This is a genomic window from Vibrio sp. RM-41-2B, from assembly GCF_024744415.1.
Classification (GTDB): Bacteria; Pseudomonadota; Gammaproteobacteria; order Enterobacterales; family Vibrionaceae; genus Vibrio; species Vibrio diabolicus.
Genome location: NZ_JAMQWD010000006.1, coordinates 147,870 through 172,762, shown reverse-complemented (window position 1 = coordinate 172,762; position 24,893 = coordinate 147,870). Strand labels below are relative to the sequence as shown.

Annotated in this window: 28 protein-coding genes; 7 read left to right on the top strand and 21 right to left on the bottom strand. The window is 44.5% G+C overall.

Annotated features, from left to right (window positions below):
• Nucleotides 1-6: 6 nt before the first annotated feature.
• The 7 genes from NB463_RS05885 to NB463_RS05855 all read right to left on the bottom strand — a co-directional run bounded on the left by NB463_RS05885 (nt 7) and on the right by NB463_RS05855 (nt 5,811).
• Complete coding sequence (locus NB463_RS05885; protein ID WP_053808655.1) at nt 7-807, bottom strand: sulfotransferase family protein; 801 nt, start codon at nt 805-807, stop codon at nt 7-9.
• Between the two features lies 1 nt (nt 808).
• A complete protein-coding gene (locus tag NB463_RS05880) occupies nt 809-1,495 on the bottom strand; it encodes a WbqC family protein (RefSeq protein ID WP_053808656.1) in 687 nt (228 codons plus the stop codon).
• 21 nt (nt 1,496-1,516) lie between these two features.
• Nucleotides 1,517-2,599, bottom strand: a complete 1,083-nt coding sequence (locus tag NB463_RS05875; RefSeq protein WP_053808657.1) for a DegT/DnrJ/EryC1/StrS aminotransferase family protein — start codon at nt 2,597-2,599, stop codon at nt 1,517-1,519.
• The gene (rfbA, locus tag NB463_RS05870; protein ID WP_053808658.1) at nt 2,589-3,473 is read right to left on the bottom strand and encodes a glucose-1-phosphate thymidylyltransferase RfbA; all 885 of its coding nucleotides are present in this window, start codon (nt 3,471-3,473) and stop codon (nt 2,589-2,591) included. Before rfbA ends, NB463_RS05875 begins: the two co-directional genes overlap by 11 nt.
• Nucleotides 3,473-4,537: a dTDP-glucose 4,6-dehydratase gene (rfbB, locus tag NB463_RS05865; protein WP_053808659.1), complete on the bottom strand. Its 1,065-nt coding sequence runs from the start codon at nt 4,535-4,537 to the stop codon at nt 3,473-3,475. Before rfbB ends, rfbA begins: the two co-directional genes overlap by 1 nt.
• Before the next feature lie 144 nt (nt 4,538-4,681).
• Nucleotides 4,682-5,392 carry a 3-deoxy-D-manno-octulosonic acid kinase gene (locus tag NB463_RS05860; RefSeq protein WP_053808660.1) on the bottom strand — a complete coding sequence of 237 codons (711 nt, stop codon included), beginning with the start codon at nt 5,390-5,392 and terminating at the stop codon, nt 4,682-4,684.
• 11 nt (nt 5,393-5,403) lie between these two features.
• Entirely contained in the window at nt 5,404-5,811 is a 408-nt protein-coding gene (locus NB463_RS05855; protein WP_053808661.1) for a diacylglycerol kinase, read from the bottom strand.
• A gap of 107 nt (nt 5,812-5,918) precedes the next feature.
• Between NB463_RS05855 and NB463_RS05850 the strand changes: the two genes are divergently transcribed.
• The 3 genes from NB463_RS05850 to NB463_RS05840 are packed head-to-tail and all read left to right on the top strand — an operon-like array spanning nt 5,919 to nt 8,562.
• The gene (locus NB463_RS05850) at nt 5,919-6,974 is read left to right on the top strand and encodes a glycosyltransferase family 9 protein (RefSeq protein ID WP_053808662.1); all 1,056 of its coding nucleotides are present in this window, start codon (nt 5,919-5,921) and stop codon (nt 6,972-6,974) included.
• A gap of 35 nt (nt 6,975-7,009) precedes the next feature.
• Entirely contained in the window at nt 7,010-7,777 is a 768-nt protein-coding gene (locus tag NB463_RS05845) for a glycosyltransferase family 2 protein (protein ID WP_258430395.1), read from the top strand.
• Complete coding sequence (locus NB463_RS05840; protein ID WP_053808663.1) at nt 7,774-8,562, top strand: glycosyltransferase family 2 protein; 789 nt, start codon at nt 7,774-7,776, stop codon at nt 8,560-8,562. The genes NB463_RS05845 and NB463_RS05840 overlap by 4 nt, the downstream gene beginning before the upstream one ends.
• Nucleotides 8,563-8,592: 30 nt before the next feature.
• Here the strand turns inward: NB463_RS05840 and NB463_RS05835 are convergent, their stop codons facing one another.
• The 8 genes from NB463_RS05835 to NB463_RS05800 form a co-directional block, all read right to left on the bottom strand.
• Entirely contained in the window at nt 8,593-9,528 is a 936-nt protein-coding gene (locus tag NB463_RS05835) for a glycosyl transferase family 90 (protein ID WP_053808664.1), read from the bottom strand.
• Nucleotides 9,515-9,997 carry a pantetheine-phosphate adenylyltransferase gene (gene coaD / locus NB463_RS05830; RefSeq protein ID WP_005395788.1) on the bottom strand — a complete coding sequence of 161 codons (483 nt, stop codon included), beginning with the start codon at nt 9,995-9,997 and terminating at the stop codon, nt 9,515-9,517. The genes NB463_RS05835 and coaD overlap by 14 nt, the downstream gene beginning before the upstream one ends.
• Before the next feature lie 86 nt (nt 9,998-10,083).
• Nucleotides 10,084-10,893 carry a bifunctional DNA-formamidopyrimidine glycosylase/DNA-(apurinic or apyrimidinic site) lyase gene (mutM, locus tag NB463_RS05825; RefSeq protein ID WP_258430396.1) on the bottom strand — a complete coding sequence of 270 codons (810 nt, stop codon included), beginning with the start codon at nt 10,891-10,893 and terminating at the stop codon, nt 10,084-10,086.
• A 102-nt stretch (nt 10,894-10,995) separates the two neighbouring features.
• The gene (locus NB463_RS05820) at nt 10,996-11,472 is read right to left on the bottom strand and encodes a hypothetical protein (RefSeq protein WP_258430397.1); all 477 of its coding nucleotides are present in this window, start codon (nt 11,470-11,472) and stop codon (nt 10,996-10,998) included.
• Between the two features lie 274 nt (nt 11,473-11,746).
• A complete protein-coding gene (gene rpmG / locus NB463_RS05815; RefSeq protein ID WP_004410866.1) occupies nt 11,747-11,917 on the bottom strand; it encodes a 50S ribosomal protein L33 in 171 nt (56 codons plus the stop codon).
• Between the two features lie 13 nt (nt 11,918-11,930).
• Complete coding sequence (rpmB, locus tag NB463_RS05810; RefSeq protein ID WP_005384783.1) at nt 11,931-12,167, bottom strand: 50S ribosomal protein L28; 237 nt, start codon at nt 12,165-12,167, stop codon at nt 11,931-11,933.
• Between the two features lie 302 nt (nt 12,168-12,469).
• Nucleotides 12,470-13,144: a RadC family protein gene (gene radC, locus NB463_RS05805; RefSeq protein WP_258430407.1), complete on the bottom strand. Its 675-nt coding sequence runs from the start codon at nt 13,142-13,144 to the stop codon at nt 12,470-12,472.
• Nucleotides 13,145-13,258: 114 nt separating this feature from the next.
• Complete coding sequence (locus NB463_RS05800) at nt 13,259-14,932, bottom strand: methyl-accepting chemotaxis protein (protein WP_258430409.1); 1,674 nt, start codon at nt 14,930-14,932, stop codon at nt 13,259-13,261.
• Between the two features lie 193 nt (nt 14,933-15,125).
• On the opposite strand from NB463_RS05800, the gene coaBC reads away from it, so the two are divergent.
• The 3 genes from coaBC to NB463_RS05785 all read left to right on the top strand — a co-directional run bounded on the left by coaBC (nt 15,126) and on the right by NB463_RS05785 (nt 18,044).
• The gene (gene coaBC / locus NB463_RS05795) at nt 15,126-16,325 is read left to right on the top strand and encodes a bifunctional phosphopantothenoylcysteine decarboxylase/phosphopantothenate--cysteine ligase CoaBC (protein WP_258430410.1); all 1,200 of its coding nucleotides are present in this window, start codon (nt 15,126-15,128) and stop codon (nt 16,323-16,325) included.
• A 171-nt stretch (nt 16,326-16,496) separates the two neighbouring features.
• Nucleotides 16,497-17,087 carry a nucleoid occlusion factor SlmA gene (gene slmA, locus NB463_RS05790; protein WP_005395778.1) on the top strand — a complete coding sequence of 197 codons (591 nt, stop codon included), beginning with the start codon at nt 16,497-16,499 and terminating at the stop codon, nt 17,085-17,087.
• 6 nt (nt 17,088-17,093) lie between these two features.
• Complete coding sequence (locus NB463_RS05785) at nt 17,094-18,044, top strand: Kdo(2)-lipid IV(A) acyltransferase (RefSeq protein ID WP_258430412.1); 951 nt, start codon at nt 17,094-17,096, stop codon at nt 18,042-18,044.
• Between the two features lie 83 nt (nt 18,045-18,127).
• On the opposite strand, the gene pyrE is transcribed toward NB463_RS05785, so the two are convergent.
• Together pyrE and rph are read right to left on the bottom strand one after the other, a co-directional pair.
• Nucleotides 18,128-18,769, bottom strand: a complete 642-nt coding sequence (gene pyrE, locus NB463_RS05780; RefSeq protein WP_005379384.1) for an orotate phosphoribosyltransferase — start codon at nt 18,767-18,769, stop codon at nt 18,128-18,130.
• A gap of 104 nt (nt 18,770-18,873) precedes the next feature.
• Nucleotides 18,874-19,590, bottom strand: a complete 717-nt coding sequence (rph, locus tag NB463_RS05775) for a ribonuclease PH (RefSeq protein ID WP_012841197.1) — start codon at nt 19,588-19,590, stop codon at nt 18,874-18,876.
• A gap of 184 nt (nt 19,591-19,774) precedes the next feature.
• On the opposite strand from rph, the gene NB463_RS05770 reads away from it, so the two are divergent.
• Nucleotides 19,775-20,641 (top strand): YicC/YloC family endoribonuclease, encoded by an 867-nt coding sequence (locus NB463_RS05770; protein ID WP_046874112.1) that lies wholly within the window; start codon nt 19,775-19,777, stop codon nt 20,639-20,641.
• A gap of 55 nt (nt 20,642-20,696) precedes the next feature.
• Here NB463_RS05770 and NB463_RS05765 read toward each other — a convergent pair whose 3' ends face one another.
• From NB463_RS05765 to NB463_RS05750, 4 genes are all read right to left on the bottom strand, one after another.
• Nucleotides 20,697-21,122, bottom strand: a complete 426-nt coding sequence (locus NB463_RS05765; RefSeq protein WP_012841209.1) for a phosphate-starvation-inducible protein PsiE — start codon at nt 21,120-21,122, stop codon at nt 20,697-20,699.
• A gap of 166 nt (nt 21,123-21,288) precedes the next feature.
• Nucleotides 21,289-22,128 carry an ABC transporter ATP-binding protein gene (locus NB463_RS05760; protein ID WP_005394930.1) on the bottom strand — a complete coding sequence of 280 codons (840 nt, stop codon included), beginning with the start codon at nt 22,126-22,128 and terminating at the stop codon, nt 21,289-21,291.
• Nucleotides 22,129-22,163: 35 nt separating this feature from the next.
• Nucleotides 22,164-23,021 carry an ABC transporter ATP-binding protein gene (locus NB463_RS05755; RefSeq protein WP_005394932.1) on the bottom strand — a complete coding sequence of 286 codons (858 nt, stop codon included), beginning with the start codon at nt 23,019-23,021 and terminating at the stop codon, nt 22,164-22,166.
• A gap of 9 nt (nt 23,022-23,030) precedes the next feature.
• On the bottom strand, nt 23,031-24,857 hold the full coding sequence (locus NB463_RS05750; protein ID WP_005394933.1) for an extracellular solute-binding protein: 1,827 nt from the start codon (nt 24,855-24,857) through the stop codon (nt 23,031-23,033).
• Nucleotides 24,858-24,893 lie beyond the last annotated feature (36 nt).

The window sequence follows — 24,893 nt, the reverse complement described above, 5'->3', positions numbered from 1 at the left end:
ACCGACCTACAAGTAGCGCTCCAACTTACTCTCTTTAACAAAATCCTCTATACGACTTACAATGTCTGCATCAAGGCTATTTTGCCAGCTTATGTCTTTATCCTTGTTTTTGAATACAGAGTAGGTAGTATCAACCTTCTTTTTTGACATAAGAAATGACTTAGTTTGTGAGGTAAGCTCTAGTCCTAGAAAATCGAATATATCTTCAACTTGTTCTAGAGGTTCTTCTAGTAGAGCACTATAGTGCACAAGTTTAAAGTTATCTGGATACAGCTGAGAAAGTTTTTCAAATAACTTTGTAGTCTCAGCCCACTTAGACAGACCAAAATATTCTTCTTTTTTCTCTAAGTTTTTCTTGCCTGCATAGATCAACTCTTCTTCCAAAAGCCAGCCTAAATCGGATCTAAATTCTCGCTTTGCATTGTACCAACTGCTAATTACAGCTCTCGGGTCTCTAACCAAGCCTAAAATCTTTACATCAGGACACTTTTTGATCATATTCTCTATAATATGATGGTATCTAACTTCTTTGTATGCAACGACTGTCAATTTATTGCTTTTTTCGAAGATAGGTTTTTTACCTTCTTTTCTATCATCTTCTTGACGAATAAAAGAGGAGTTAGTTTGTGCAATGCTATTAAAGAATTCTTCAATATCATCTTTTTCAGAATTGTCATCTAGAAATGACTTGAATTCATAAGAAAATAGAGGCTGATATAGATAGTTAACGTCAGGGGAACTATTAATAATTTCACCTAACCAAGATGAACCAGAACGTGGCACAGAGTGGATCGCAACTTTATTCATACTATATAATTTCCACGTCGTTTAGAAATTTTCTAATTTCACTTTTACTGCAATACATGAGTAAATCAATAATAGATAAGTTATCTATAAATACATCACACCCTTGTTTATAGCTTATAGGTTTCTTTTTTAAAAATTGCAAAGAAATACCTTCATCGAAAAATCTATCTTTTGAGTATAGTTCATAACCACCTATAGAGTTAATATATTCACTTGCTTCGTAAAGCTTACAAATTGATATCAATTTATCCTGTGCATTCGAATCTCTATTATATTCCAAGCTACTAGAATGGACAAAAACACGTTCAACATTAAGATATTTAAATACTTCTACTGTAGAACAAGCTGCCATCTCAGATATACTTAGGCTACTGCTTAGCACATTCTCTATAATTGGCATTACTTCATTAAAATAAGGAGCTTTTGAGTAAGCTTGTCTTATTGTTGCAATAACCTTACTCAAATCACCTTGGCACGAAATTTCATTAATAAGCTTGTTTTGAGATGCTTTTATCAATGGAACAGTAAATCTAGTGACCTTCCCATTCATTAATATACTATTTCGATTAACGTACCCTCTCTTAGGAAAGTTTACATCATCATAAAAAACAAACACGTCTGACCTGTAAACTAACTGATAGTAGCCTAGATATGGAAACAAGTAAGGCTGCATAATAGCAAGTTTCATATTATAAGAACTCTCACATGGTTAATTTAGTATCAATTCTAAAACTTTACATACAGCTTCAACATCATTTTCTGACATACTAGCATGTAGCGGTAGACAAATAATTCCTTTTGATATCTGCTGACTTACAGGGCATCCAAAGCTCAGATTATCAGGGTAAGCAACATCTAAGGATGGCGTAAAGTATCGTCGATGTTCAATATCATGCGCAGACAAAGCATCAAGTAGTCTTTCCTGCTTGTCTTTATCTCCAATGAAAATTGGCATGTAAGCACCATTATACGACGCTTCGGGTAACCAAAGAGGTAATTCAACATAAGGTTCTAAACGCGTCCGGTACAAACTAAACAGGTTGGATCGATGCTCAATTACCTCTTCAATCTGATCAAGTAGTGTTAATCCTACTGCGCATTGGTACTCATTCAACTTTGCATTAATACCTGGCTCGCCTAATTGTCCATTCGCTTGAAGACCAAAGTTAATGAACTCTTTCGCACGTAAATAATCTTCATGCCGCTTGAATACAATTGCACCACCTTCGACTGTATGGAATATCTTAGTGGCATGAAAACTCAATGTACTAGCATCGCCAAAGTTTAAGAGAGACTCCTGACCAACCTTAACTCCAAATGCATGAGCAGCGTCGTATAGAACTTTGACCTGATATCGCTCTGCAATTTCTTTGAAACTATCAACTTCACAAGGATTTCCATATACATGTGTTGCAACAACACCATCTACTTGAGAGTTTGCTTCAAGAGCTGCTTTCAAAGCATCTGGAGATAAGTTATAAGATTTTGAATCGATATCGCAATAGCTCACATCAATACCTTGCCACATCAACGCTGATGAAGTTGCAACAAAGCTAAAGGGTGTAGAGAGCGCGGATTCAATTCCTAAAACTTTACATGCCACCTGAAGTGCCAGCGTACCATTAGAAACTAACAATAAGTTTTTAACACCCAAAAACGTTTCAAGTCGTGTAGTAAGCTTTTCATGCAATGGCCCAAAGTTAGTATACCAACCACTCTCATTTACTTGAGATAAATAGTTAGAAAGCTTAGTTAAGTCTGGGGCTAATGGACTGTTAAGTTTAATTGTCATCTTCGCTCACAATGCTTGATAGGTAGATACCATAATTGTTCTTCTTAAGGGCATCAGCTGCCGCCACTAACTTCTGTTTGCTAATCCAACCATTGTTAAAGGCAATTTCTTCCAAACATGCAATCTTATAACCTTGTCGTTTCTCTATCGTCGAAACAAATTGAGCAGCTTCGAGCAAGCTTTCGTATGTACCTGTGTCTAACCAGGCAAAACCACGCCCTAACATTTCAACATTGAGCTCGTTTGCTGTTAGGTACATTTGATTTAATGTGGTAATTTCCAGCTCACCTCGCTCTGATGGTTCGACTTGCTTAGCTCTACTCACGACTTGGTTGTCAAAGAAGTACAGCCCTGTCACAGCATAGTGGCTCTTTGGCTTAGCTGGTTTTTCTTCAATAGAGATAGCTTTTCTGTCGGCATCAAACTCAACCACACCAAAGCGCTCAGGGTCTTTCACTTGGTAGCCAAACACCGTAGCCCCATTGCCACTCTCTGCCGTCTCAACCGCTTTCTTTAACTTTGGAGAGAAGCCTTGTCCATAAAAAATGTTGTCACCCAGCACCAAACATACTGAGTCATCGCCAATGAAGTTTTCACCAATGATGAAGGCTTGAGCTAAGCCGTCTGGACTTGGTTGAATCGCGTATTGCAACTCAATGCCAAACTCTGAGCCATCACCTAACAAGCGCTGAAAACCCTCCTGGTCTTCTGGCGTGGTGATGATCAAGATTTCACGAATGCCAGCAAGCATAAGTACCGACAACGGATAGTAAATCATTGGTTTGTCATAAACCGGCAGCAACTGCTTAGAGACACCGCGTGTAATAGGGTAAAGTCGAGTGCCCGAGCCGCCTGCTAAAATAATGCCTTTCATTATTCGCCCGCTCCTAATCGCTCTAAACTGTATGAACCATCAAGCACACGTTGCCACCATTGTGGGTTGTTTAGGTACCATTCGACGGTTTTGCGAATACCGCTTTCAAACGTTTCTTCTGGCGTCCAGCCAAGCTCTTGAGCGATCTTGGTGGCATCAATTGCGTAACGCACATCATGACCTGGGCGATCTTTGACATAAGTGATCAAAGATTCATAAGACTCGACCCCGGCCGGCTTGTCTGGTCGCAACTCTTCAAGCAAAGCACAAATGGTTTTCACCACTTCGATGTTTGCTTTTTCGTTATGGCCACCAATGTTGTAGGTTTCACCGACTTCACCTTCGTTGACCACTTTGTACAGCGCGCGAGCATGATCTTCCACGAACAGCCAATCTCGGATTTGCATACCATCGCCATACACAGGCAACGGCTTGCCGTCGAGGGCATTTAAAATCATCAGAGGGATCAACTTCTCTGGGAAGTGGTACGGGCCATAGTTGTTGGAGCAATTGGTGACAAGTGTCGGTAAACCATAAGTACGTTGCCAAGCGCGAACCAGATGATCGCTCGACGCTTTAGATGCGGAATATGGGCTGCTCGGCGCGTATGAAGTGGTTTCGGTGAACAAATCATCCGTTCCCTCTAAATCGCCGTACACTTCATCCGTAGAAATATGATGAAAACGGAATGCCGATTGGCGCGCTTCATCTAGGTTCGACCAATATTGGCGAGCCGCTTCAAGCAAATGGTAAGTGCCCATCACGTTGGTCTCAATAAAAGCAGCAGGACCATCAATAGAGCGATCGACATGAGACTCGGCGGCCAAATGCATCACCCTATCGGGTTGATGCTCTGAAAACACGCGATCTAGTTCAGCTCGGTCACAGATATCTACTTGCTCAAAATAGTAACGTTCACTCTCTGAGACATCAACCAGTGATTCTAGATTCCCTGCGTAGGTCAGTTTATCTAAATTGATAACGGTATCTTGGGTGTCACGAATGATATGTCGGACAACAGCTGACCCAATGAAGCCTGCTCCACCGGTTACTAATATTTTCATTACAAATGTTACCTACGTTAATTTTTGTGCCATCAGATACACATGAATACTTTATGATTATTGTAGTTTATAGACTCACTCGAGCATCGTTAGACTCAAGAAGGCTTACTTAGAGCAATCAATATAAAATGATAAAAAACTCAATTAAGATTGAGAAGCATAACCGTCCTGAAAATGTTCAAAATCGGATTCTTGCCAAATAATCTGTCGCTTTAAACGCTCTTTATTAAATGAACGCAGAAGTCTATTTAGATTTTGATGCTTCCAGTCACCAGAAGTTTCAAAACGACACTTATCAAAATCGATAATCCATACCTTATCTTTGTCGTCGATCAAGATATTGTGGATATTCAAATCGGTATGGTTAACGCCAACCTGATGCATCTTGGCAATTTCTTGCCCTATTTTCTGATACATTTCTGCCGATAAGGATTGTTCTTGCAAGATACTGACCAGATCTCTGGCGTTCGGGATTCGCTCACTTAATAAATCAGCTTGATAGAAGAACCCTGACTTTACGGCTCTTGCTGCAATTGGACGAGGAACGTGCACCCCAGCCTCGATTAGCGCCAACAAAAGCTGAAACTCTTGCGCACAACGGGTGTTATCCCAGCCAGAGAACCAATAATGATCGTTAACCAACTTCCCAAACAAACCGCCACGACGGTAATGACGCAGTGCTGCTTGCATGTTCTCTAGTTGGATAAACCATGTCGTGCCTCGCCCCGTCGCACTGCCAACCACCTTGTCTAAGGACTGCCAGTATTCCGCATCAAATATCGGTTGGCTAGGGTCTGTAAGGATCTCGTCATCAAACCAGATCATTTGGTTGTTGTTTGGATACTGTTGAGTCACGCGCTTACCCCCTAGCCTAAATATCGGCTGGTTAATATATACAACCAAGTAAATCCGGCGAACGCCAATGCAACCATAACGGCAGCAGAGCCTATGTCTTTAGCTCGACCACTGAGTTCATGCCGCTCAATACCGATACGATCAACCACAGCCTCAATAGCTGAATTCACAAGCTCTACAATCAAGACTAACACCACGACCCCGATCATTAAGATACGCTCAACCATGCCGACATCCACTAGCCAAGCCAAAATCACAGCGATACTCAACAGAGCCAACTCTTGTCGAATGGCAGCTTCATGCTTAAAAGCCGCTTTTAATCCTTGGATCGAATAACCCGTCGCTTTAACGATGCGCTTTAGCCCGGTATTACCCGGTTTGCCAGATTCTTGCGATTGATGCGGTGTTGTCTTTGACATTGCAGAACACTTATCAGTACTTAGCTATATTCGAGCCGTGTATTTTACATTTATTGGGGATGTCTGCATAATTTACCTGCCTCTATTCATCGAATCAGACAATAATTATGTTCACTTCTGCCCCATCGTCATTATGCATCTTGCGTTTGTCCGCTATTGGAGACGTTTGCAATACCATCGCCACCGTTCAAGCTATTCAGAAACACTGGCCTTCGACCCAGATTACTTGGATAACGGGTAAACTTGAAGCCCAGTTATTAGCCGCCATTGATGGCGTAGAAGTGATTGTTTTTGATAAAAAAGCGGGACTCGATGGCTACAAATCGCTTTGGCGACAGCTGAAAGGCAGAGAGTTTGATGCGCTATTGCATATGCAGTACGCGATTCGAGCGAGTGTCGCGACGTTGGGCATTAAAGCAAAATACAAACTTGGTTTCTCTTCTGATAGAAGCCAAGATTTTCAGACGCTATTTACCAATGTCAAAGTGCCTTCCCCGCAATCTCTGCATGTCGCAGATGGCTTAATGGCCTTTGCCCATCAAATTGGGGTACCAAAGGCAGAACTGGACTGGGTACTTTCTTATTCAGACCACGACCAAGCTTGGGCAGAGTCTCATATTTCTCGTAGTAAACCTAACCTGCTGATTGTGCCTGGTGCGAGCAAAGCTTATAAAAACTGGAACGCGGAAGGTTATGTGGATGTGATTCATCACGCCAGAGCAAAAGGCTGGAACGTGATTCTGGCAGGCAGCCCTGCTCAGGTAGAATTGGACCTGGTAGAGGCCATTCAATCTCGCTTGGAAGAACCGTGTCTAAATTTAGTTGGACAAAGTTCAATTCTGCAAATGCTTGCGTTAATAGATAAGGTTGAAATGGTCATCGCCCCCGATACCGGACCAGCACACATGGCAAATGCCATGAAAACGCCAATCATCGGACTCTATGCACACCATAATCCGCTTCGAGTGGGACCTTACCGCTACCTAAAATACGTTGTCTCGGTTTATGAAGAAACGATCTTTGCGGAAACAGGCAAAAACAGTCACGAGTTAAGCTGGCGAACTCGCGCTAAAGATGAAACGGCAATGAACCGCATTACCAGCACTCAAGTAATGAGCATGTTCGATCAAGTCTTAGAAGATTTGTATCCTCAATACCAGTAAACTTACTGTCTTGATTTGTTAAGAAGGAAATGACCTTGTCCAAACCAACCTTAGCCGTTGCCTTAATTGTAAAAAATGAAGAGAAGCACTTACAAGCTTGTCTAGACACAGTAAAAGATTGGGTCGATGAGATTGTCTTTCTAGACTCGGGCAGCACCGATCGCACCGAAGAAATCGCCCGACAATACACAGATAAGTTTTACACCAATCTAGATTGGCCAGGTTTCGGTAAACAACGCCAACTTGCGCAGCAATACGTTACGGCAGACTACGTTTTATGGCTTGATGCAGACGAACAAGTCACTCCAGAGCTAAAAGAAAGTATCTTACACGCGGTATCAGCCAATAAGCCGAACGTTTTATACAAACTTAATCGACTAAGCTCAGCGTTTGGTAAGTTCATCTACCATTCTGGTTGGTCTCCAGACTGGATTGTGCGCTTATATCGCACCGAATATACGCAATATAATGATTCGCTCGTTCATGAAAAAGTTGATGAGAAAAACTATCAAACTGAAAAACTGGATGGTCGACTGCATCACTACACTTACGAGCACCTTCATCATTACATCAATAAAACCACTGGCTACCTCAAGGCCTGGACGGATGAACGTGAAGGTAAAAAGAAAGCGGGTTTAACGACCGCTATCGTTCACGCTCTTGCTAGCTTTTTGAAGATGTATGTGCTCAAACGAGGCTTCCTTGATGGTAAGCATGGCTTCATTCTAGCTTGGCTAAGCATGCACTCTACTTTTGTAAAATATATCGACCTCTACTTACGTGAACAGGCAAAAAAATCATGAAAACGACTTTAATTATCACCACTTACAACTGGAAAGAAGCATTAAAAGCGGTGTTAGAAAGCGTGAAACGTCAAACCGTTTTGCCTGATGAAGTCATCGTTGCAGATGACGGTTCTCGAGACGATACCAAAGCAATGATCGACCAACTGCGTGACGGCTTTCCAGTACCACTTATTCATAGCTGGCACGAAGATAATGGCTTTCAACTTTCAATGAGCCGCAACCGTGCTATCGCAAAAGCATCAGGTGACTACCTCATCATGATTGATGGCGATATGGTGTTGTCTCAAACGTTTATTGAATCACATAAACAAGTCGCAAAGCCAAATTGGTTTGTGCAGGGTGGACGTGTGTTAACGGATGAAAACTGCAGCAAGGCCATCATGGAAAACGGCTTAGTGCCTTCTATCTTCAGCAAAGGCATTCGCAATCGTAAAAACTGCATCACCAACGCTTTGCTATCGAAATGGTTCTCTTACGAGCGCAATAACGATAAAGCCACTCGCGGTTGCAACATGGCGTTTTGGCGACAAGATGTCATCGAGGTGAATGGCTTCAACCAAGATTTTGTTGGATGGGGACGCGAAGACAGCGAGTTTGTTCATCGCATGTTGAATGCGGGTAAGTCACGTCTTTACCTAAAATTCGCAGGTGTAGGCTACCACTTGTACCACGTAGAAAACTCTCGTGCGTCACTCGGACAAAATGACGAGATTTTAGAGAACACCATTAAAAACAAGCTTAAACGCTGTGAGAATGGTGTTGATCAATTTCTAGAAGCTTAAGATTATAAAAAGGGGCGTTTCGCCCCTTTTTTATTGTTGCTGAGATAAAGCGAAGTACTTATCGGCAACCATCAATGAGATCAAACGCTCTTTACGTTTATCTTTGAACTGCTCAACCCACTGGTGCGCATTTTCAATGATCGCTAATGCTTCTTGCTCATTCGCTAGATAATAGTCCATCTTTTCGGGCAAATCCGAATAGTCATCCTTCACTTCAACATAGTGGACACCAGCCTCTAGCTTACCTTCCATAAACCAAGTCTCATATTTTGGCTTTGACATAATAACCAAGGAGTTAGACGACATAGCCCACTTAAGGTTGGTGGCCACATCATTGCCTTCTATACACAACAAGAACTTGTATTGAAGTTGCTCCTCAATGCTCATAAAACCTTTTTCCCAAGGCTGCCCTTCTACCGGGCGGGTCTGGCCAATGTTGCATTGCGGATGGTTGTAGAACGCATGAATCACCTTTTGACGATGAGGCTGAAAACCCACACCACGCCAAGCGACCATATCCTTTTTATCTTGATAGCGAACACGATCATCAACAAATTTAAAATGACGAACTTGGTTGAGTTTCAATACCACTGAATTTTGGTTGCTACCAAAAATAGGGCGGCTTTTTATAAAGCTCGGTACATTGGGAATGTGTGTAACATCACCGTTGATGTAGTTAAACGCAAAACTGGAAGGGAAATAGCGTACAACTTGGCGAAGATCGAAAAAATACGTCCAACCTTTCGTTTTTTTAAATGTATCGACAGTCGCGTAACTTTGTTCTCGGCTATCGACTGAAAACGGCGTTTCACACTTGTTGTAATAGTTCACCCGCTCAAGGCAGAGTTGCTTCTCGGCTTCAGTTAAATTCGAAAGTAAACGCTTTGCTTGTGCTCGATATACAAAACGAGGGATAAGTATCGAGAGAGCGTTTGAGAAATAATAAGGGAATTTACTGTCTTTCATTCAGTTTTTCCCCAATCGCGATGGCTACTGGCTTGGGAACGAACTGATCGATACTTCCGCCATGAATGGCCACTTCTCTCACGATAGTCGACGATAGAAATGCAAACTCTTCTTCAGGAGTCAAAAATACACTTTCGATACCTGGTAATAGCTTTCGGTACATGTTGGTCAGTCCAAACTCGTATTCAAAGTCTACCGTTGTTCGCAAACCACGAATAAGAACCTTAGCTTGCTCATCTCTCGCGAAATCCACTAATAACCCAGAGAACCCCTTTACCGTCACCCCGGGTAAATGCGCTACAACGTCCTGCATCAGTGCAACGCGCTCTTCCAATGAAAACATGGTGTTCTTCGATGGGCTTGCGGCTACGCCAATCACAACCTCATCAAACATTTCGTGAGTACGTTCTATTAGATTGAGATGACCATTAGTCACTGGATCAAAAGTGCCCGGATAAATGACTTTCATATAATTTACTAAGTTATTCGAAACTGATTGAATTATTGAGGCTCGAGCGCAAGATTACAACAACTTAAGCTCGATATTAGCTCGTCTTACTTCTGACACTCACCACAAAAGAAGGTATTACGCTGCCCTATTTTTAGCTCTTGAAGTCGTTCGCCGCATTCTGGGCATGGCTCTCCGGCTTTTCCGTAAACTAATAACTCTTGTGCAAAGTAACCCGGCTTTCCATCGGCTTGCGCAAAGTCTTTCAGCGTAGTCCCACCTTGCGTAATGGCAATCTCAAGTGTCATTTTGATATTTTCAACAAGTAACCCCCACTCTTGAGAAGTTAGCTTACCTGCAGGCCTTGAAGGGTGAATTCGAGATTTAAACAACGACTCATTCGCGTAGATGTTCCCGACACCAACCACGACTTTGTTGTTCATGATGAACTGCTTGACGGCGACACGCTTATTTTTAGCTTTCTCCGCTACATATTCCGCATTGAACTCTTCAGTTAAAGGCTCAGGCCCCATGTTTGCTAGTACAGCATGTGACTCGCCAGGAGCACACCACAGCCATGCCCCAAAACGACGCGGATCGTTATAACGCAGTATTTTTCCACTGCTTAGTTTGAGATCTACATGATCGTGCTTTGCTGGCGGAAAGTCGGCATCTAGGACACGTAAAGACCCAGACATGCCCAAGTGAACAATGGCTGTACCTGTGTTTGTCTCGATCAGTAAGTATTTCGCACGACGGCTAATCGCACGGATCACCTGCCCTTCCAATTTTTTAAGCTCTATAGGAATATCCCAGCGCAATTTAGGCGTTCGAAAAGTAAACGACTGGATCGTTTGTCCAACCATGTGGGGGCTAATCCCCATACGACTGACTTCAACTTCTGGCAACTCAGGCATTAGATTCTCCAATTCACCGGCTAATAGTTCTCGCTGCTAGCATAATCGAAAAGAAAAACGATAAATAGGGAAGCTTGTTAGGGGTATAGGCGCAAAAAGGCTCTACTCTGGCATAAGGTAGTTTTCATCGACGGAGATAGCGACCCATTTGTCTTGCCAGGTTTTAAATAGCCAGAAATCAGGTAAACGAAAGAAAGTCACCCGCTGCGGCTCTTCGAGATCCTGATACCAGACTTCTACCGTTTCAGGTACCGTCAGGTTAGGTTTTAAATGATCGTACTGTTCTGAGGTGAGCTCGGTCCCTTCCAATGATTGCCAGCGTGATACAAGCTCACTGATCGGTGCATCAACTTTGATGTTGGATTGCCATCGTCCATCATGCAGTTCAAACTCCCAGCTACTATAGTACAAAGACTCCACCGTATAGTCGGAGCGAAGTACATTTGGGTAAGGGTCTGCTTGCTCTGTTAATAGGTAAGTTTTGATCCACATCGGCGCATTTAAGATCACTATAAATGCGATAATGCCCAGAATAAGAATATTGTTCCATCGGCGGCGACGAGCCGGACTCACACGCATAACTATCTCTACTCTCTTATAGTTATGAGTAAATTACCAAAGAGTATTGAGCTTGACTAGAACAACGGTGTGCAAGTGTGTAGGGAAGTGGTGACTAAGCGGCAGAGAGCGATCAATCAAAAATTCGAGTATAGAGTCGGACCAGTAGAATAACTTCAGCAGTGCTTTATAGCCCGATGACGTACTGAACCTTTTCTTCAGCACTTTTATTCAGGTAATAAAAAACCCAACTCGAAAGTTGGGTTTTTCAATTCATCAAAGAGACTGAAACCAATTATTTGATTTTTGCTTCTTTGTACATAACGTGCTGGCGAACTACTGGATCAAACTTTTTGATCTCAAATTTGCCTGGCATGTTACGCTTGTTCTTATCAGTTGTGTAGAAGTGGCCTGTACCTGCAGAAGATACTAGACGGATTTTCTCACGAACGCCTTTCTTTGCCATTGCTTATTTCCTCTTAAACGTTTTCGCCACGTGCACGCATGTCTGCAAGAACAGTATCAATACCTTTCTTGTCGATGATGCGCATACCTTTAGCAGATAGACGTAGTTTAACAAAACGTTTTTCGCTCTCTACCCAGAAACGATGAGTTTGTAGGTTCGGCAGAAAACGACGCTTAGTAGCATTTCGTGCGTGTGAACGGTTGTTACCCGTTACTGGACGCTTACCAGTTACTTGGCATACTCGTGACATGAATGTCTTCTCCAAAATCGTTTCAGCTCGATATCAACCTTGGTGGCCGAACCTCTCTATCTCTCGAAAAGAAGTTAGAGGTTAAGAACCGCTATGGAAAATCCATACAAGGCTATCAAAGGTCGCGCATTATACTAACTTGATATGCATTGCTCAAGACCCGAACAGATCCTTTTTACAGGTTTTCGTGATCTTTTTTTAGACAGCAGATTTTTTTAGCAGTCCAAGCTGAATTCAGTTAAAAATTTAGTGGCGTGGATGATAGCAGATTTTTAGCAACTAACAACCTAAAAAACGCACAGTTATATCCAGCCTCTTTCAGCAAAAGAGACACTTTCCCCATCTCCGATGACGAAATGGTCCAAAATACGAATATCCACCAATGCTAATGCGTCGGTGAGATGCCTTGTAATCCTTCTGTCAGCTTGGCTCGGCTCAGCAACGCCTGAAGGATGATTGTGCGCCAAAATCAAAGCCGCCGCGTTATGATGCAGAGCACGCTTAACAACTTCTCTCGGATACACCGACGCGGCATCCAACGTTCCTTCAAATAAAATTTCATCTTTTATCACTCGGTGCTGGTTATCGAGAAAAAGAATATAAAAAGCCTCTCTTTGCCGATCCCTTAAAATAGAAGACAGATATAACTTAGTTTGGTCGGGGCTGGTTAAGGCATCACCACGCTTTAGCGTCTCCGCCAAGTAACGTTGTGTCATTTCTAGTACCGCTTGCAACTGAACATACTTGGCTTGCCCCAATCCTTTGTGACGACAAAACTCTTCTTCTGATGCTGAAAATAGTTGTCTGAGCGAACCAAAGTCTTGAATAAGGAAGTCTGCAAGCTCAATCACGTTCATTCCGCGGGTGCCTGTGCGCAAGAAGATGGCCAGTAGCTCAGCATCGGTCAAAGCTTGCGGCCCTCGTTGCAGTAGCTTCTCTCTGGGCATGGACTCATTTGGCAAAGCTTTCAGTATCATCTGATGTCTCTTTATATGGAAAGTGTCCCTATTCCACAAAACAAAAAGCGAAAGTCGAGTATGACTTTCGCTTTCTTCGTACTATCAGTGTTTTCCATGCAACTTAACAGTTCATCAGAGTTTAAAGTTGCCAACCAAGCCGTGAATTTCTGTTCCAGACTGTGATAGCTGCGTGCTGATTGACTCGGCATGCTGCAACGTCTCATTAATGTTGTTCACGATCTGTTGAATAGCCACTAAGTTTTGGTTGATGTCTTCTGCAACCGCACTTTGCTCTTCGGCAGCAGACGCGGTTTGAATACCCATATCTCGAATCGTACCGATAGAATGATGAACACCAGAAAGAGATTGCTGAATGAGCGCCGATTCTTCCGCCGTTTTTACACCTCGTTTTTGGCTCACCGACATTGTACTGACCGCTCTTGATACACCATTTTGCAGCTGCTTAAGCATGTCACCAATTTCATGAGTACTATTTTGCGTACGACTGGCTAACGAGCGAACTTCATCCGCAACGACGGCAAACCCTCGGCCTTGCTCACCCGCTCTAGCCGCTTCAATCGCCGCATTTAGGGCCAACAAATTCGTTTGCTCGGCTATCTCGCCAATCACATCCAGCACTTTGGTTATTTTTTCGGTCTGTAAACTCAACTCAGAAATTGCATCTGACGTGCTATCTATCTCCGTCACGAGTTCGGTAATGCCTTCTATTGCTTGCTCGACCTCATGCTGAGCGGCGGTGACTTGACTGTTGGCATCCTCAATCGCCTGTGCAGTCGCATTGGTATTGCTGGCTACTTCTTTCGCTGTCATGCTCATTTGTGTCACTGCCGTCACGACTTTGTCCGTCTCTAAACAGTGATCCTGCATTTGACCGCTCGCTTGGCTGGTCTGAGTGTTCAGGCTTTGAGAAACGGTCTGTACTGTCGTCGCAGAGCGGTGGATATCCTGCATCAGTGGGTGCAGCTTATCCATAAACTCATTAAACGCGGCCGCCACTTCACCGACTTCATCCTGACTTTCGACTTTTAAACGAGCCGTTAAGTCACCGCCGCCTGCGGCTACATCTTTCAATGACGCCGCGACATGTTGTAATGGCTGAATGCCTTTCGACACCACGATACTGGTGAGAACACTGGTAATGATCAACCCAACAACGGAAATCAACACGGCAGATAACGTATGCTCTTTTAGCTCTTGAGTCTTTAACTCTCTGTGCCTCGCAACTTGCTGGTCGATGTCATCAATATAAACACCAGTGCCTAAAACCCAGTCCCATTTCGATAAATATTCTGCATAGCCTAGCTTAGGCGCTTGTGCGTCAATGGTCGGTTTGTGCCACGAGAAATAGAGGAACCCATCCCCTTTTTGAGAAGCATCAATCAAGCCCGCGATAACTGCGACCCCATTTTCATCTTTTAAGTCGTAAAGGTTTTTACCCTCTAAAGAAGGTTTGATGGCATGTAACGTATTCACACCTTGAGAGTCGTAGGCAAAAAAGTAACCATCGCTTTCAAAGCGCATGGCTTTCAGAATTTCTTTTGCTGCCTCTTTATTACTTCCATTTACATCCGTGTCGTATAACGGTTTTATCGCCGTCACGCCCATCATCATGTAGGCTTGTAGCTCTTTCTTCTTCGTTTCGATGAGCTCTTGTCTGTCTCTTGCCAGCTCCGCTTCCAAACTTTTACTGCTGTTGATGTAATACACCACTGAGATCAACGTGGTGATCAACAACAGCGGAATTAGGGTTATCAGCAGCAATTTGTTTCGACTTTTCAACACCATGGTTTCCACTACCTCTTTTTCTTTTCAGACTTGCAAACTCCGCGCAACTTGTCTGTGAGGTAGGCGAGAATTTTCCCTTCCTCGATCAGATTAATACTCTGGAGTTTGATGTGAATTATCTTCTCGTTATATATGCTCGGGCGGTCAGACTTTGAATTGTGTTAAAATCCGGTCATCAAATTGGAGATCTCACATGCAAACACTAGCAGGAAAGAAAATTCTACTCGGCATCAGTGGCGGTATTGCTGCGTATAAATGTGCGGAGCTAACCCGTCGCCTCATAGAGAGAGGAGCGCAAGTTCAAGTTGTAATGACGAAAGCAGCAAAAGAGTTCATTACCCCTTTAACCATGCAAGCCGTTTCGGGCCGTCCTGTCTCGGACAGTTTATTAGACCCAGCAGCGGAAGCCTCTATGGGCCATATTGAATTGGCCAAGTGGGCAGATTTAGTGCTATTAGCGCCAGCGACCGCGGACTTAATCGCGCGCATGTCTGCAGGTATGGGGAACGATTTGCTTACCACGCTTGTGCTCGCGACGGATTCCCCGGTTGCAGTTTCTCCTGCGATGAATCAACAGATGTATCGCAATAACGCAACCCAAGAGAACATCGCTACGTTAGCGCGTCGCGGTATGCACATCTGGGGCCCTGCGGCAGGAGAGCAAGCCTGTGGTGATGTGGGACCAGGTCGAATGCTGGAACCAATGCAGCTAGTGCATCTATGTGAACAGTTCTTTCAACCAAAATTGCTAGAAGGTAAGTCGATACTCATCACCGCTGGCCCAACTCGCGAAGCGATTGACCCAGTGCGTTACATTACGAATCATAGCTCAGGGAAAATGGGCTATGCATTGGCGAGCGCCGCAGCGCAGATGGGAGCAAAAGTCACCCTCGTGAGCGGTCCTGTCAGTTTAAATACGCCCGTAGGTGTTGAGCGCATTAATGTTTCCAGTGCACAAGAAATGCACGAAGCCGTTATGACACACGCAAACAAGCATGATGCGTTTATTAGCTGCGCTGCTGTTGCCGACTACCGCCCACAAACGATCGCGTCTCAAAAGTTGAAAAAGACGGAAGACAATGACGAAATGGTCATTAATATGGTCAAAAATCCTGATATTGTTGCTTCTGTAGCAGCAATGACGGAAAAGCGTCCGTTTACCGTCGGTTTTGCGGCTGAAACCAATGATGTAGAGACCTATGCTCGAGGCAAGTTAACAAAGAAAAACCTCGATATGATCTGTGCGAATGACGTTTCGGTTGCAGGGCAAGGATTTAACAGCAACGACAACGCGATTACCCTGTACTGGCCTGAGGGTGAACTTGCGCTTGCTTTAGAATCAAAAGAAGCATTGAGCTTTAAAATTCTCGAAAAAATGCATCACTTGATGTAACTAACGTTTGAAAACCCTGCCAACTTTTCACAAAAGCTGGCATAAATTTGGTACAAACATGACAACTAAGGGTGTTAAATCTCCCATTCCACCCTTAGTGGTCTAGTTTGAGGCGAAATAGCGTCTTATAATCCCCTCCGCTCAACTTTGTATTTTGAAAGGAAGTAACTAATGGCCGGCAGTAAAAAATCCAACCGTCGTGAAGAGATCTTACAAGCATTGGCAGAAATGCTTGAATCAACAGAAGGCGCTTCACGCATTACTACGGCAAAACTGGCCAAGCAAGTCGGCGTTTCAGAAGCCGCGCTGTATCGTCATTTCCCAAGTAAAGCGCGCATGTTCGAAGGGTTGATTGAGTTCATTGAAGAAGCCTTGATGACACGTATCAACCGTATTCTAGACGACGAAAAAGATACTCTAGAGCGTATTCGTATGGTGATGCACCTGATTTTGGCGTTCTCTGAACGTAACCCTGGTCTGACACGCATTTTGTCGGGCCATGCTCTAATGTTTGAAAATGAACGCCTACGTGAACGCATCAATCAACTCTTTGAGCGCATAGAAACACAATTGCGCCAGATCCTGCGTGAACGTAAGATTCGTGAAGGGAAGTCTTTCCCTGTCGAAGAGCGCATCTTAGCCGCGCAAATTCTGGGACAAGTTGAGGGTAGCCTAAACCGCTTTGTGCGTAGCGACTTTAAATACCAGCCGACTGCAAACTTTGACGAGTACTGGGCGCTTTTGAGTGCACAAATAAAGTAAAAGATTATGAGTAAAGACAAATACACGCAGCCCGAGTTTTCTCTTTCACTTCTTCACCCTCGTAACTGGGGCGTATGGCTTGGTTTTGGTCTGTTGGCCATCCTCGTCAATATTCTTCCTTATCGGCTGCTGCTTTCATTAGGTCGTTCACTCGGCAAACTTGGCATGCGCTACGGTAAAAAGCGTGTCCACGTTGCTCAACGTAACTTAGAATTGGCCTTTCCAGAGAAAATACCTGAAGAGATTCAACATATTGTTGAAGAGAACTTCAAAAATACCGGTATGGCACTCATAGAAACCGGGATCACTTGGTTCTGGCCGACTTGGCGCTTTAAAAAACTTATCGTCGAGAAAGATCTCGGCGCACTGCGTGAAAAAGCCAAAGAAGGTAAAGGCGTCCTACTTTGTTGTGTCCATGCTCTTAATCTAGAGATCACTGCACGTGCTTTCGCCGTGCTCGGCGTGGCCGGGTACGGCGCGTTTCGTCCACATAATAATCCTGCTTATAACTTTATCCAGTATTGGGGACGGACACATAACGGCAATAAATTGATTGATCGTAAAGATGTGAAAAAGATGATTCGTGTATTACGCAGTGGTGAGCGTCTGTTCTATCTGCCGGATCACGATTACGGTCGCAAAAAATCAGTATTTGTGCCCTTCTTTGCCGTAGACGATGCGTGTACGACAACAGGCACGAGCATTCTGGCGTATACCTCAAAATGTGCGATCATCCCAGGCTCAGGGTTTCGCAATGACGAAGGAAAATACGACATCATCGCCGATAAGTGCATTGAAGCCGACTATCCACAAAAAGACGAAGTCGCCGCTGCCGCTTATATGAACAAGTATGTGGAAGAGGTCATTCTACGCGCCCCAGAGCAATGGATGTGGCTCCATAAACGCTACAAAACCATGCAAGATGAGCATGTCGAGAAAGGCATTCGCTATAAGTAAGTGGTCACGGCGATAAATCCAACAACAAAAAAGGGCAGTGAATATCCATCTGCCCTTTTTATTTTTTCAGAAAAAGTAACGAATTAAATGCCGTATTCTGCGCGGTACGCTTTGACTGCTTCTAAATGCTCTTTGTCTGTGCCTTTCTCTTCAAGGAAAGTCACAAGGTCAGTCAGGCTAACGATTGAGATGATTGCACAACCAAAGTCACGCTCCACTTCTTGGATCGCAGACAACTCACCTTTGCCTTTTTCTTGGCGGTCAATCGCAACCAACACACCAGCAAGGTCTGCACCATTTGCTTGAATGATTTCCATCGATTCACGGATTGCCGTACCCGCCGTAATCACGTCGTCCACCAGCATGATGCGACCTTCTAACGCAGAGCCTACAAGGTTACCGCCTTCGCCGTGATCTTTCGCTTCTTTACGGTTGAAGCAGTAAGGCGTGTCGATATCGTGGTGATCCGCCAGCGCGACTGCCGTTGTCGTTGCAATAGGAATACCTTTGTACGCAGGGCCAAACAGTACATCGAATTCAATGCCAGAATCAGCGAGCGCGGCTGCGTAAAAACGGCCTAGACGTGCGAGATCACGACCAGTATTGAAAAGACCAGCGTTAAAGAAGTACGGGCTTTTACGGCCAGATTTCAAAGTAAACTCACCAAACTTAAGAACTTCTTTCTCAAGTGCAAACTCAATAAACTCACGCTGGTATGCTTTCATTATTTTCTCTCTATGTCCTTGGTTTCTTGTGTCTCTTCTCGACAATCATTCATTTCTCTATTGTCGAGATAAAAAAATAGCCCCCATAATGGGAGCTATCTAAATCAATTGGCTAACGCCGCCTTCTGCGCTGCGACAATTTCCGTAATGCCGATTTTCGCCGACTCGAGCAATGCCATCAGCTGTTCGTGACTGAACGGTTCACCTTCTGCGGTGCCCTGAATTTCAATCATCTTACCTTCTTCGGTCATTACCACGTTCATGTCTGTGTCTGCCGCTGAGTCTTCAACGTACTCAAGGTCACACAGAACATCATCGCCTAGCAAGCCGACAGAAACCGCAGCTACGTGGCCTTTCATTGGATTCGCTTTTAGCTTACCGCTATCCACTAGGTGTTGGAACGCATCGGCCATTGCAACACTTGCGCCGCTGATGGATGCAGTACGCGTACCACCGTCAGCTTGGATAACATCACAGTCAACGGTGATCATGAACTCACCCATAGCTTTTAGATCGACAACAGCACGTAGGCTTCGCGCGATAAGACGCTGAATTTCCATCGTACGGCCGCCTTGTTTGCCACTTGCCGCTTCACGACGAGTACGAGAATGTGTTGCTCGAGGTAGCATGCCGTATTCAGCTGTAACCCAGCCTTTACCTTGACCTTTTAGCCAACGTGGCACAGATTCTTCGACGGTCGCATTACACAACACTTTGGTGTTACCGAACTCAACTAGCACTGACCCTTCAGCGTAAGCTGTGTAGTTACGAGTAATTTTGATAGGGCGAACTTGATCCGCCTTGCGATCGTTTGGACGCATGGGCATCTACCTTAAATATGAGGAGAAGACGATTTGGTTGGGCGAAGATTATAACGGAATCGATTCCGGATTCATAGGTTACGCCGCAGGCACAACATAAACAATCCATACATCCCGCGCACCTATCGACGCAGCGTGATACACTCTTGAAGTAATTTTCAAAAAATGAAGACAGGAAAATTCGATGATTTACAGTATGACAGCGTATGCACGCAAAGAAGTAAAAGGCGACTGGGGTTCTGCGGTATGGGAAATCCGCAGCGTGAACCAGCGTTATTTAGAAACATACTTCCGCATGCCAGAACAATTTCGCGGATTAGAGCCCGTTTTACGCGAGCGTTTTCGTAAGCGCTTAGCGCGAGGCAAAGTGGAATGTAATCTGCGCTTTGAAGCAAACCCTGCCGCAAAAGGTGAGCTTAGCATCAACGAAGCGCTTGCTAGCCAGGTAATTAAGGCCGCTGAACAAGTCATGCACATGACTGGTGAACTGAGCCGAATCAATCCATTTCAAGTCATGCAATGGCCGGGGGTAATGGAAACGCCAGAGCAAGACATGGATGCAGTAAATAAAGTGCTACTAGAAGCGTTTGATGGCGCAATGGATGAATTTATTGAAGCGCGTGCTCGTGAAGGCGAGAACATGAAAGCGCTGATTGAACAGCGTTTGAACGCCATTTCTGCAGAAGTCGTAAAAGTGCGTGCGCGCATGCCAGAAATTTTAGAATGGCAACGTGAGCGACTATTCTCGAAGTTCGAAGACGCTAAAGTGGAACTGGATCCGTCTCGTATCGAGCAAGAGTTGATTTTGCTAGCGCAAAAATCGGATGTTGCTGAAGAGCTCGATCGCTTGGACTCTCACGTAAAAGAAACCACAAACATTCTGAAAAAAGGTGGCGCAGTGGGTCGTCGTCTGGACTTCATGATGCAAGAGTTCAACCGTGAATCGAACACGCTAGCGTCGAAATCCATCAGCACCGACATCACCGCATCGGGCGTTGAACTGAAAGTTCTGATCGAACAGATGCGTGAGCAGATCCAAAACATTGAATGATCTAAAAGTCATCGAGTATTGAAACAAAAAAGCCCCGCTAGTGCGGGGCTTTCTTTTATTCATCTTTTTCCAAGGTTCTGTTATCAACGTAGGGCCAATAATGATGCCCGACTCTGATGAGCAACGTTGCCGCAGCTAAGATAAACGCTGCCAGAGATAACCACACAACCAAAACCGCATCCAGCTCTTTCATTCCGAGTGTGATATAGCGGGCGATCGCCATCATCGCGATATAGATAGGATAGCGTACCGGAATTTTTCCGTTCATCACGAACTGCTGCACCATGGCGAGCACTTCCAGATAGATAAACATCAAAAGAATATCCGTGAGTAAGACACGCTTCTCGACAAATACGTGCACAAACTCTTGCATCATGGCGTACAGCGTCGCCAAGGTAATAGAGACTAATAATACCGCCTCCAAAATATGGAAGATTTTCAGGAACGGTCGACTAAAGGATTTCGGTAAATTCGACGGCATGGTCCATTATCCAGACAAAGAAGATAGGCCTTGAGTTTAGCATGCAACGATCTTCAATCAATCATAATACTCAGGCGCCAATCAACACCAAGACCTAACATAGACCTATAAAAACGCTCCGCTTATTTGGCGGAGCGTTTTTGTGTTATAGGACCTGTGGCATCACTTACGCCACTTGCTGCTTTTTTTCAGCCAGGCGCTTTTTCTTCCGATATTTAGGGTGGGTGATCGGAATCGCAGATAGGAGTTTCTTGGTGTACTCATTTTGCGGGTTTGCATAAATTTCTTTCGCGCTGCCTGCTTCTACCACTTTACCAAAATACATCACTGCAACTTTGTCAGAGACGTGTTTCACCACAGAGAGATCGTGAGAGATAAAGATGATCGCCAAGTTCATCTCTTGTTGCAGTTGTAGTAATAGGTTCAAGATTTGTGCCTGTACCGACACATCTAGCGCAGATACCGATTCGTCACAAATCAGTAACTTAGGCTTCAATGCAATCGCACGAGCAATACCGATACGCTGACGTTGGCCGCCTGAAAACTCATGTGGATAGCGGTTGACTGCCGTTTCTGGCAAGCCCACTTTGATTAAAAGCTCTTTTACCCACTGTTTGCGCTCGGCTGGCGTACCGATTTTATGAATAACAAACGGTTCTTCTAGAATCATACCGATGGTATGACGCTGATTGAGTGATTCCATTGGGTCTTGAAAGACGATTTGCATGTCTTTACGCAGCGATCGCATCTCTTTGACAGACAGTTTAGTGATGTCTTTACCTTCAAAGAAAATCTTACCTTCCGTTGGCTCGTATAACTTTAAGATCGTGCGACCAAGGGTGCTTTTACCACAACCTGACTCACCCACTAGCCCCAGTGTTTCACCTTCAGAAACAGACAGTGAAACCCCGTCTACCGCTTTGATGGTGTAGCCTTTCTTGAACAGCCCTTTACCAGAAACAAAGTGCTGCTTAAGATTTTCAATTCTTAATACTTCTTTTGCCATAACATCCTCTTTTATGACTCGTTCACTTTGCCCAGTTAACTGGCAAACATACTGGCATCAATAGGCTTGATATCGATCATCTGCTTCGGCTCATTATCTAAGCTCGGCATCAATCCCATTAAACGCTCTGTGTATGGGTGCTGTGGGTTATCAAACAACTCAAAAATTTCTGCTTTTTCGACAATACGCCCACCATACATCACGGCAACATCATCACACACTTCTGCCACAACCCCGAGGTCGTGAGTGATGAAGATCATCGCCATGCCTGTTTCTTCCTGAAGCTCATTCATCAGTTCAAGGATAGACGCCTGAACCGTAACATCCAACGCCGTAGTCGGTTCATCACAAATCAGAATGTCCGGCTTACAGGCCAACGCCATCGCGATCATGACACGCTGGCGCATACCGCCAGATAGGTTATGGGGATACTCATTCAATCGTTTCTCTGGCATTGGGATTTTGACTTTTGCCAGCATCTCGATCGAGAAAGCCTCCCGCTCCTTTTTGTCGAGCTCTGGTCGATGGAGTTCAAGCACTTCACATATTTGACGACCAATAGTGTGTACTGGATTGAGCGCCGTCATCGGATCTTGGAAGATGATCGAAATGCGATCGCCACGCATGGCGTACATCTCTTCCGCAGGCAAATCAACTAGGTTGGTGCCGCGATAATTCACTTCACCTTTGATGATGTTGCCATATGGCTTAGGTAAAAGCCCCATGATCGACATTGAGGTTACGCTCTTACCACTGCCTGACTCTCCCACCAGACCGAGTGTACGTCCAGCTCTCACATCAAAGTTCACACCATGCAGCACCTTCACTGGTCCATCATCGGTGGTGAATTCAACTTCGAGATCTTTAACACTTAGGATTACATCGTTTTCCATAACCAATCCTTACAGCTTATAAGTGTCATCTACGACGACGACAGGTTCAAAAGCTTTGCCTGATTTCATCGCTTGTTTGGTTTCTTTCTTGATATCGCTATCAATCCAGTAAGTGCCATCCCCTATGATGCCACCACTGAACAACGCCTCTGTCATGCGATTCATTGGCTTATCAGGAAACTTTAGCCAGCGCCAGTGACCGTAGCGGACATAAGGAATCATGTAGCCTGTTACGATAACGTGCGCATCAATGATGTCACGCTGAATCTCATGACCTAGCTGGATCTTTTTATCCATATCCATGCTAAAACGATACTCGATGATCTTTTCATCCAGCTCTGGCGTGCTGTAGTTTGTGAAAGAGTTAGTTTGCGGCTTGTTCGCATTGACTGAATGGAAGTACTCCCAATACGTTGGGATCTCGGACGTACCCATATCTAAGAAAGCCAAATCGTGCTTTTTCTCACGGACGTATTTGAACATGGATGAGCCATCAACCAACTTGAGCTCAATATCCAACCCTGCTAGCTTGGCTTGCTCACGCAAAAAAGCAATACGAGGAGTATGAACAGGTGTTCCGTAGGTCAGCTCGAAGCTTAAACGCTCACCTTTATCATTGACACGAATACCATCGGAACCAATTTTGTTAAAGCCTGCGGCTTCGAATGCCTCAGCCGCTTTTGCTGGGTCAAATTTCGGTGCTTTCGCGTCTGGTAGGGTATATTTACCATGGCCATAACCGGTCGGGTTTGGCTTACGGGAGTAGTCACCACGCATGATATTCTCAATCATGCCATCAAAATCAATTGCGTAAGTAATGCCCTTGCGAACGTTTAAATCATCCAGTAAAGGCATCGCGGTGTTCATCCATACGCCGCCCGCACCGACTGGAAATTGGTTGTAACCCCAGAACTTTTGAATGTAGCCTTTTTGGTACGGTTCTGTGTTCGATTTATCGTGCCATAGACTTGGCAGAACCAGACCAAATGCATCCAACTTACCCTTTTCAAAATGCTTCATCGCAATATCGCTATCGCGGATCACCGTGATGCGAATCTTGTCGACATTGTAGCGATTTTGGTAGTACTTATTGCTGTAACCCCACCAATCTTCACCAACATGTTTGAAAGTCACACTTCTACCTTTTTTGATGTCATCTAGGTAGTACGCACTGGTCGTTGGTTCACTTTTAAAGTTGTAGTAACGGACAAAGTTGTCGTGAATACCATCACCATTTTCGTCCTTTGAAGGATTGGCATAAAAGTGTGCGGGACGTGGGCGCAGGGCCCCCATTCTTAGCAACAATTCTTCCGGATTGAACTCTTTCGCGGCCTTAACAGCAAACGTATGAGCGTCGTACTTAATAACGTCCGCAATGGTTTTGTTGTAATAATCGTTGTACCAAGGCTCTAGGATATCCTTAGAACGATAAAACTTAAGCATGAATACAAAATCGTCGGCAGTCACAGGCTTGCCGTCCGACCATTTAGCTTCTGGGTTGAGTTTGAAATAGACGGTTTTATTGTCGCCAGCTAACGCCCACTCATTAGCAAGTTCAGGGATGAACTCTAAAGTGTCTGGGTGGCGAACCACCAATCCAGGGGTTTCATCCAAGATAAAGGAACGCAACCCCGCATTAGCGTCTGGGCCAACACTACGTAACGTCTGTGGAAAACTTGACATGAAGGTGCGATAGGTCCCTCCACGTTTCGCTTCAGGCGAACCATATTGAGGCTCATCCCAGTTTGTTTGCCAGTTTAAGTCCGTCGGAAGCGTTGCTGACATTGCACCAAAACTCAGGGCGCTCAGCGTGGACGCTAAAAATAATTTCTTCATAAAACTTCCCTTTTTTATGTTTTGCTCACAATGCTC

Bases quoted from the DNA above. Each gene is read 5' to 3' on its own strand.
- NB463_RS05885 (WP_053808655.1), bottom strand. From the start codon at position 807: ATGAATAAAGTTGCGATCCACTCTGTGCCACGTTCTGGTTCATCTTGG.
- NB463_RS05880 (WP_053808656.1), bottom strand. From the start codon at position 1,495: ATGAAACTTGCTATTATGCAGCCTTACTTGTTTCCATATCTAGGCTAC.
- NB463_RS05875 (WP_053808657.1), bottom strand. From the start codon at position 2,599: ATGACAATTAAACTTAACAGTCCATTAGCCCCAGACTTAACTAAGCTT.
- rfbA (WP_053808658.1), bottom strand. From the start codon at position 3,473: ATGAAAGGCATTATTTTAGCAGGCGGCTCGGGCACTCGACTTTACCCT.
- rfbB (WP_053808659.1), bottom strand. From the start codon at position 4,537: ATGAAAATATTAGTAACCGGTGGAGCAGGCTTCATTGGGTCAGCTGTT.
- NB463_RS05855 (WP_053808661.1), bottom strand. From the start codon at position 5,811: ATGTCAAAGACAACACCGCATCAATCGCAAGAATCTGGCAAACCGGGT.
- NB463_RS05850 (WP_053808662.1), top strand. From the start codon at position 5,919: ATGTTCACTTCTGCCCCATCGTCATTATGCATCTTGCGTTTGTCCGCT.
- NB463_RS05840 (WP_053808663.1), top strand. From the start codon at position 7,774: ATGAAAACGACTTTAATTATCACCACTTACAACTGGAAAGAAGCATTA.
- NB463_RS05835 (WP_053808664.1), bottom strand. From the start codon at position 9,528: ATGAAAGACAGTAAATTCCCTTATTATTTCTCAAACGCTCTCTCGATA.
- coaD (WP_005395788.1), bottom strand. From the start codon at position 9,997: ATGAAAGTCATTTATCCGGGCACTTTTGATCCAGTGACTAATGGTCAT.
- mutM (WP_258430396.1), bottom strand. From the start codon at position 10,893: ATGCCTGAGTTGCCAGAAGTTGAAGTCAGTCGTATGGGGATTAGCCCC.
- NB463_RS05820 (WP_258430397.1), bottom strand. From the start codon at position 11,472: ATGCGTGTGAGTCCGGCTCGTCGCCGCCGATGGAACAATATTCTTATT.
- rpmG (WP_004410866.1), bottom strand. From the start codon at position 11,917: ATGGCAAAGAAAGGCGTTCGTGAGAAAATCCGTCTAGTATCTTCTGCA.
- rpmB (WP_005384783.1), bottom strand. From the start codon at position 12,167: ATGTCACGAGTATGCCAAGTAACTGGTAAGCGTCCAGTAACGGGTAAC.
- radC (WP_258430407.1), bottom strand. From the start codon at position 13,144: ATGATACTGAAAGCTTTGCCAAATGAGTCCATGCCCAGAGAGAAGCTA.
- NB463_RS05800 (WP_258430409.1), bottom strand. From the start codon at position 14,932: ATGGTGTTGAAAAGTCGAAACAAATTGCTGCTGATAACCCTAATTCCG.
- coaBC (WP_258430410.1), top strand. From the start codon at position 15,126: ATGCAAACACTAGCAGGAAAGAAAATTCTACTCGGCATCAGTGGCGGT.
- slmA (WP_005395778.1), top strand. From the start codon at position 16,497: ATGGCCGGCAGTAAAAAATCCAACCGTCGTGAAGAGATCTTACAAGCA.
- NB463_RS05785 (WP_258430412.1), top strand. From the start codon at position 17,094: ATGAGTAAAGACAAATACACGCAGCCCGAGTTTTCTCTTTCACTTCTT.
- pyrE (WP_005379384.1), bottom strand. From the start codon at position 18,769: ATGAAAGCATACCAGCGTGAGTTTATTGAGTTTGCACTTGAGAAAGAA.
- rph (WP_012841197.1), bottom strand. From the start codon at position 19,590: ATGCGTCCAAACGATCGCAAGGCGGATCAAGTTCGCCCTATCAAAATT.
- NB463_RS05770 (WP_046874112.1), top strand. From the start codon at position 19,775: ATGATTTACAGTATGACAGCGTATGCACGCAAAGAAGTAAAAGGCGAC.
- NB463_RS05765 (WP_012841209.1), bottom strand. From the start codon at position 21,122: ATGCCGTCGAATTTACCGAAATCCTTTAGTCGACCGTTCCTGAAAATC.
- NB463_RS05760 (WP_005394930.1), bottom strand. From the start codon at position 22,128: ATGGCAAAAGAAGTATTAAGAATTGAAAATCTTAAGCAGCACTTTGTT.
- NB463_RS05755 (WP_005394932.1), bottom strand. From the start codon at position 23,021: ATGGAAAACGATGTAATCCTAAGTGTTAAAGATCTCGAAGTTGAATTC.
- NB463_RS05750 (WP_005394933.1), bottom strand. From the start codon at position 24,857: ATGAAGAAATTATTTTTAGCGTCCACGCTGAGCGCCCTGAGTTTTGGT.